At 69.4% G+C, this 7213-nt stretch carries 7 protein-coding genes and 1 pseudogene; 2 read left to right on the top strand and 6 right to left on the bottom strand.

Features of this window, described 5'->3' with window-relative positions; all coding sequences use genetic code 11:
- From AC1D15_RS12885 to AC1D15_RS12865, 5 genes and pseudogenes are all read right to left on the bottom strand, one after another.
- A pseudogene (locus tag AC1D15_RS12885) lies at positions 1 to 233 on the bottom strand (succinylglutamate desuccinylase); the annotation flags it as partial.
- 18 nt (positions 234 to 251) lie between these two features.
- A complete protein-coding gene (locus AC1D15_RS12880; protein ID WP_477826281.1) occupies positions 252 to 941 on the bottom strand; it encodes an ABC transporter permease in 690 nt (229 codons plus the stop codon).
- Between the two features lie 10 nt (positions 942 to 951).
- Positions 952 to 1641, bottom strand: a complete 690-nt coding sequence (locus AC1D15_RS12875; protein WP_477826280.1) for an ABC transporter permease — start codon at positions 1639 to 1641, stop codon at positions 952 to 954.
- Positions 1641 to 2417, bottom strand: coding sequence for an ABC transporter substrate-binding protein (locus AC1D15_RS12870; protein WP_465115054.1), 777 nt, complete (start codon positions 2415 to 2417; stop codon positions 1641 to 1643). Before AC1D15_RS12870 ends, AC1D15_RS12875 begins: the two co-directional genes overlap by 1 nt.
- Before the next feature lie 63 nt (positions 2418 to 2480).
- A complete protein-coding gene (locus AC1D15_RS12865; protein WP_477826279.1) occupies positions 2481 to 2831 on the bottom strand; it encodes a hypothetical protein in 351 nt (116 codons plus the stop codon).
- Between the two features lie 195 nt (positions 2832 to 3026).
- On the opposite strand from AC1D15_RS12865, the gene AC1D15_RS12860 reads away from it, so the two are divergent.
- On the top strand, positions 3027 to 3842 hold the full coding sequence (locus AC1D15_RS12860; RefSeq protein WP_465115057.1) for an IclR family transcriptional regulator: 816 nt from the start codon (positions 3027 to 3029) through the stop codon (positions 3840 to 3842).
- Here the strand turns inward: AC1D15_RS12860 and AC1D15_RS12855 are convergent.
- Positions 3839 to 5419 (bottom strand): ABC transporter substrate-binding protein, encoded by a 1581-nt coding sequence (locus AC1D15_RS12855; protein ID WP_477826278.1) that lies wholly within the window; start codon positions 5417 to 5419, stop codon positions 3839 to 3841. The two genes, AC1D15_RS12860 and AC1D15_RS12855, sit on opposite strands and share 4 nt — an antisense overlap.
- Before the next feature lie 72 nt (positions 5420 to 5491).
- On the opposite strand from AC1D15_RS12855, the gene AC1D15_RS12850 reads away from it, so the two are divergent.
- Positions 5492 to 7159 carry a Na/Pi cotransporter family protein gene (locus AC1D15_RS12850; RefSeq protein WP_047503315.1) on the top strand — a complete coding sequence of 556 codons (1668 nt, stop codon included), beginning with the start codon at positions 5492 to 5494 and terminating at the stop codon, positions 7157 to 7159.
- Positions 7160 to 7213: the final 54 nt, after the last annotated feature.

Raw genomic sequence — 7213 nt, 5'->3', positions numbered from 1 at the left:
GGGTTGGCCACCGGCACGACGATGACCTCGGCGCGCAGGCGGCCCTCGCTCTCGAGCTGCGCCAGCCGCAGGCGCAGGTGATGGGCGAGCAGCATGCCGGGCAGCTCGTCGGCATGCAGCGAGGCCTGCACATAGACCTTGCGGCCGCTGTCCCGCGGGCCGTAGTGGAAGCTGACGATCTCGCGCCGGGTCAGCAGCGAGCCGCCGTGCAGCGGGTGGTGTCGGGTTTGCATCGGGGGGTGGGTTGAACGTCAGGAACGGGGTTGGAGGTGGCGCGCCCAGCGGGCCTCGGCACGCCGGAACAGCGCCACCAGCGCGAACGTGATCGCCAGGTAGAACAGCGCCGCGGTGATGAAGGCCGGGAACGGCAGGAAGAAGCGCGAGTTGACGTCGCGCGCGACGCCGGTCAGGTCGAGCAGCGTGACGATGCTTGCGAGCGATGTGGCGTGCAGCATCAGCACCACCTCGTTGCCGTAGCCCGGCAGCGCCCGCCGCAGCGCCGACGGCAGCAGGATGCGCCGCACCATCAGCAGCCAGGGCATGCCGACGCTGCGCGCCGCCTCGATCTCGCCCGGCGGCGTCGTGCGGATCGCGCCGGCGATGATCTCGGTGGTGTACGCGCAGGTGTTGATCGCGAACGCCGCCACCGCACAGAACCAGGCGCTCGCCAGCAGCGGCCACAGCAGGCTCGCGCGCACCGCCTCGAACTGCGCGAGGCCGTAGTACAGCAGGAACAGCTGCACCAGCAGCGGCGTGCCGCGGACCACGAAGGTGAAGCACCACACCGGCATCCACCAGCAGCGCCGGCTCGAGGCGCGCATCACGCCGAGCGGGATCGCGCCCAGCAGGCCGAGCGCCAGCGACATCGCCAGCAGCCGCAGCGTCGTCCACGCACCGGACAGGTACAGCGGCAGGTTGTCGACGATGGCCTCGAAGCTCAAGGCGCGGCCTTCACAACGAGACGGCCGGCACGCCCGGCGACCAGCGCTTTTCCAGCGCGCGCAGCGCGAGCACCGAGGCCGTCGTGATCAGCAGGTAGCCGGCGGCCGCGGCCAGGTAGAAGGTGAACGGCTCGCGTGTCGCGCCGGCGGCCTGGCCCGCCTTCTGCATCATGTCGGTCAGCCCGATCACCGACACGAGCGCGGTCGACTTCACCAGCACCAGCCAGTTGTTCGCGAAGCCGGGCAACGCGAGTCGCAGCATCTGCGGCAGCACGATGCGCCGGAACACCTGCAGCGGCGTCATGCCAAAGGCCCGCCCGGCCTCGGCCTGGCCGTGCGGGATCGCGAGGATCGCGCCGCGGAAGGTCTCGGTCAGGTAGGCGCCGAAGATGAAGCCGAGCGTCGCGACGCCGGCGATGAACGGGTCGATGTCGACGTACTCGTCGACGCCCAGGTGCGGTGCGATCTCGTTCACCGCGAGCTGGCCGCCGTAGAAGACCAGCAGCATCAGCACCAGGTCGGGCACGCCGCGGATCAGCGTCGTGTAGACGGTCGCGGCGCGCCGCCAGAACGCCGAGCCCGACAGCTTCGCCGCCGCACCCGCCAGGCCCAGCAGCACCGCGACGGCCAGCGACGCARCGGCCACGCCCAGCGTCAGGCGCAGCCCCTCCAGCAGGCTCGGCAGGTAGCCGTGCAGCATCACTGGCCGAAGATGTCGTAGTTGAAGTACTTCGCCGCGAGCTTCTGGTAGGTGCCGTTCGCGCGGATCGCCTTGATCGCGGCGTTCAGCCGGTCACGCAGCTCTGTGTCGCCCTGGCGCAATGCGATGCCGGCACCGGCGCCGAAGTACTCCGGGTCCCGGTAGTCGGGCCCGACGAAGCCGAAGCCCTTGCCGGCCGGCGTCTTCAGGAAGCCGATGTCACCGGCGATGCCGTCGACCATCGTCGCATCGATGCGGCCGGCCGCGAGATCGAGGTAGACCTCGTCCTGGCTCGCGTAGCGCACGATGGTCGCCTCGGTGAACTTGGCGGTGACGTAGCGGTCGTTGATGGTGGTGCGCTGCACGCCGATGCGCGTGCCCTTGAAGCGCGCCGGCGTGCCGTCGATCGGCGAGCCGGTCTTCGCGATCAGCTTGTTCGCGCTGTTGTAGTACTTGTCGGTGAACGCGACCACCTTCAGGCGCTCGGGCGTGATCGCCATCGACGCGACCACCAGGTCGAACTTGCGCGACTGCAGCGACGGGACCAGGCCGTCGAACTCCTGCTGCACCAGCGTGCAGCGGGCCTTCATTTCGGTGCACAGCGCGTTCGCGATGTCGATGTCGAAGCCCTGCAGCTTGCCGTCGGGGCCGACGGTGCTGAACGGCGGATAGGCGCCTTCGACGCCGACGCGCAGCTTCGACAGGTCGGCCGCCTGCGCGCCCGGCATGCCAGACAGCGTGGCGAGCAGCAGCATCAAGGGGAGGAATCGTTTCATCGGGGGCTCCGGCAGGGGATTCGGGACTGCATTGCAAGTCCCGAACCATACCGCGCCCCGGCATCACTGCGGGTAGGGGGAGAGACCGATCAGCTTCATCCGTTCTTCGAAGCTCGGCGCCGCGGTCATCAGTTCATGGCCGGGCGCCGCAGCGGCCGCCACCTCGGCGGCCTCCGGCGTGCGGCCGATCAGCGCCATGCGCTCCAGGTAGTCCTGCTGCCGCTCGGCGGCGGTCTGCGCCGCGGTCTCGGGCGGCAGCGGCACGGCCTGTTCGCCGGGCTCGGGGGTGCGGCCGATCAGGTGCATGCGTTCGACGTAGGCGGCATCGGGACTGGTGGGGCCGGAAGACACGGCGGCAAAGGCAGCGCCCTGCGTGGCGAGCGCGGCGACGGTGAGGATCATCAGGGATCTCATGGGACATCCTTTCGCAGGGGGTGGAGAGGTGCTTCTTGGGTCGCCTGCCGGCCACCGCCGTTCCCTTGCGCCAGCGGGCTTTACCCGGTGAAACCCTGATGCCACAGCGCGTGATGTGCGCGACATCTGCCGTCGCAATCGATCTCATACAGATTGATGGAAAGAGCACGCAAAGCCCGGCGCTAGACTGCACCGATGACCTCGCCCGACGACGACACCCCCCCTGCCCCAGCGTCCGACAAACCCCGCCCCGGCGACACCTACGTGCAGTCGTTCGCACGCGGCCTGAGCGTCATCCGGTCCTTCAGCGCGAAGGCGCCGCAGCAGACGCTCAGCGAGGTCGCGCAGCGCACCGGCCTGACGCGCGCCGGCGCACGCCGCATCCTGCTGACGCTGGAAGGCCTGGGTTACGTCGAGAGCCAGGGCCGGCAGTTCCGGCTGACGCCGAAGATCCTCGACCTCGGCTTCGCCTACCTGTCGTCGCTGCCGCTGTGGAACCTGGCCGAGCCGGTGATGGAGGCGCTGGTCGAGCAGGTGAAGGAATCGAGCTCGGCGGCGGTGCTGGAGGGCGGCGACATCGTCTACGTGCTGCGCGTGCCGACGCACAAGATCATGAGCATCAACCTGGGCATCGGCAGCCGGCTGCCGGCCTACTGCACCTCGATGGGCCGCACGCTGCTGGCGGGGCTGGCGCCGGACGAGCTCGACCAGCGCATCGACGCGATGACGCTCACCGCCCGCACGCCGCACACCGAGACCGATCCGCAGCGCCTGAAGGGGTTGATCGCGCAGGTGCGGCGCCAGGGCTGGAGCCTCGTCAGCCAGGAGCTGGAGGAAGGGCTGGTGTCGATGTCGGCACCGATCCGCGACCGCTCCGGCCGCGCGATCGCCGCGCTGAACATCAGCGGCCAGGTGAACCGCACGCCGCCGGGGCACATGCTGGAGGTGTTCCTGCCGAAGCTGCTGGAGGCGGCGGACACGATCTCGCGGTTGCTGCAGATGAAGACCTAGTTGCGCACCCAGCGCAAAGCCAGGATGTCATCCGGCCACTGCACCGCCTTGACCTTCTTCTGCATCGCCCAGCTCAGCGTGCGCCGGTACAGCGGCACGTAGGGCAGGTCTTCGGCGATCAGCCGCAGCGCGACACCGACCATCGCGCGCCGGCGCATCAGGTCGGGCTCGACGCGGATGCTGTCGATCAGCGTGTCCAGCGCCGGGTTGCTGTAGCGCCCGACGTTGAAGGTACCCGCCCCGCCCTTGCCGAAGCTGTGGAACAGCGCGTTCAGCGTGGCCCACGCATCGGTGGTCGGCGTCCAGCCGAACTCGACGAAGCTGCCGGTGGCCTGGCTCAGCTTCGGGAAGAACTGGTTGGTCGCCGACGAGCGCAGCGTCGTGCGGATGCCCACCTGCGCCAGCATCGCGGTGGCAGCCTGGCAGACGTTCTCGCGCCAGGCGATGTTCACGCAGTCGAGCGTCACCGCAAAGCCGTCCGGGTAGCCGGCCTGCGCGAGCAGCTTCTTCGCGGCCGCCGGGTCGTAGGGCAGCCGCTTGTCGAGCTCGCCCAGCGAGCCGTCGACCATCGGCGACAGGAAGGCCCCGGTCGGCGTGCCCTGCCCGCGCAGCACCTTGCCGACGATCAGGTCGACGTTGATCGCCTGGTAGACCGCCTGGCGCACCCGCCGGTCCTTGAACGGGTTGCGGCCCTTCACGTCGGCATCGAGCAGCTGCTCGCGCGACTGGTCGAACGCGAGGTACTGCTGGCCCAGGTCGGCGACCTGCAACACCGCCAGGCCCGGGTCGGTCTTCAGGCGCGCCACGTCCTGGAACGGCGGGTCCAGCACCAGGTCGACCTCGCCGGAGCTCAGCGCCGCGAGCCGCGTCGCCTCCTGGCGGATCGGCAGGAACGTCACCTCGTCGAGGTTGCCGTTGCGCTTGTCGCCGCGGCCCCACCATTGCGCGTTCGCCTTCAGCACCACGCGCACGTCCGGCTCGTAGCGATCGAGCCGGAACGGCCCGGTGCCGTTGGCATTGCGCACCGCGAAGGTCTCCTGCTTGCCGTTGAAGTCCTGCGCCCGCTCGACGCCGTGCCTGCTGGCCCAGGCCTTGCTCATGATGCCGATGAACGGCAACTTCTCGGGAAACACCGCGTCGGGCGAACTCAACACGAAATCGACCGTCAGCGCGTCGACCTTGCGGACCTCGGCCACGGCGCTGAGCTGGAAGGCGCGCTGCGACGGCGGCTGGCGCGCCCGGTCGATCGAGAAGATCACGTCGTCGGCGCTCATCGGCGTGCCGTCGTGGAACACCACGCCGGGCCGCAGCCGGAAGCGCCAGGTCCTGTCGTTCAGCGCCTGCCACGACAGCGCGAGCGCCGGCTCGAGCCGGAACTGCTCGTCGCGCCCGACCAGCGACTCGTACACCTGCGTGACGACCCGCGAGTGGTACAGCAGCGCGAGCCCATGCGGGTCCATCGTCTGCGGGTCGAAGCCGCTGGCCACCTGCAGGCTGGCCGACGACGCCACCCCCGCAGCGCAGACCATCCACACACCGGCGATCGCCGCGCGCCACCGCCACATGTTCCGTCCCATGAGCCTTCCCCCGCAGTTGGATGCCTGGATGATCGCAAAGACAGGCCCGAATCTGGGTTACAACGGCAGAACATGCAACACCTGCTGAACCTGCTCGCCGCCATCTCCCTGCTCGTCTGGGGCACGCACATCGTGCGGGTCGGCATGCTGCGGGTGTTCGGCGAGAACCTGCGGGCCGTGATCTCGCGCAGCGTGCGCAACCGCCTGGGCGCGTTGCTGGCCGGCATCGGCGTCACCGCGCTGGTGCAGTCGAGCACCGCCACCAGCCTGATCGTCACCTCGTTCGTCGGCAAGGGCCTGATGGACACCGGCGCCGCGCTGGCCGTGATGCTGGGCGCCGACATCGGCACCGCGCTGATGTCGGTGCTGCTGTCGTTCGACCTGTCGTGGATCTCGCCGCTGCTGATCTTCGCCGGCGTCGTGATGTTCCTGTCGCAGGAAGACCGCAGCATCGGCCGGGTCGGCCGCGTCGTGATCGGGCTCGGGCTGATCACGCTCGCGCTGCAGCTGATCGTCGCCGCCACCGAGCCGCTGACGCGCTCGCCCGCGGTGCGAGCGATGCTGGTCAGCCTGCCCAACGACGTGATGCTCGAGATCACGATCGGCGCGCTGCTGGCCGTCGTCTCGTACTCCAGCCTCGCCACCGTGCTGCTGGTCGCGATGCTCGCCAACGCCGGGCTGCTGCCGACACCGGTGGCGCTCGGGCTGGTGCTGGGCGCCAACCTCGGCACCGGCGCGCTGCCGCTGCTGGCCACCGCGCGCGGCTCGGTGCAGTCGCGCCGCATGCCGCTCGGCAACTTCCTGTTCAAGCTGGCCGGCTGCCTCGCGATGGTGCCGCTGCTGCCGCAGGCCCACATCCTGCTGCAGGACTACGTGCCGACCGTGCTGCAGCAGGTGGTGGTCTTCCACCTCGCGTTCAACGTCGCGCGCTCGGTGCTCTTCATCCCGTTCACGCCGCTGGTCGGGCGCCTGCTCGACCGCCACCTGCCGCAGCCGCGCGCGCTCGGCACCGACCGGCCGCGCCACCTCGACCCGCTGGCGCTGAGCTCGCCGTCGGTGGCGATCGCCTGCGCGGCGCGCGAGGCGCTGCACCAGGCCGACGTGGTCGAGACGATGCTGCGGGGCATCCTGCCGGTGATCCGCTACAACGACCTGGCGCTCGCCGAGCAGCTGCGCAAGATGGACGACGTGGTCGACGAGCTGTACTCGGCGATCAAGTTCTACCTGACCCAGATCTCGCGGGCGGCGCTCTCCGAGCGCGAGAGCCGGCGCTGGACCGACATCGTCTCGTTCACCATCAACATGGAACAGATCGGCGACATCATCGAGCGCGTGCTGCAGGACATCGAGGACAAGAAGGTGCGCAAGAACCGCAGCTTCTCCGATGCCGGCATGGCCGAGATCGTGCACCTGCACGAGCGGCTGATGGCCAACCTGCGGCTGGGCATGAGCGTCTTCCTCGACGGCCATGTGCGCGATGCGAAGCGGCTGCTCGAAGAGAAGGCGCGCTTCCGCGACCTGGAGCATGAATACGCCGCCAGCCACATCGCACGGCTGCAGGAGAACACGGCGCAGAGCATCGAGACCAGCTCGCTGCACATCGACCTGATCAGCGACCTGAAGCGCATCAACTCGCACATCTGCTCGATCGCCTACCCGATCCTCGAATCGGCCGGCGCGCTGTCGCAGACGCGCATCCGGCATTCGCAGCTGTCGGCGCTGTCTTCCGACGAGTCCTAGAAATACTGGTGGCGGCGCAGCCAGTGCGCGTGCACCAGGGCCGCCTCGAGCGTG

Source organism: Rhizobacter sp. P2_H2 (assembly GCF_056403375.1).
This window is presented reverse-complemented; position numbering and strand designations above follow the sequence as displayed.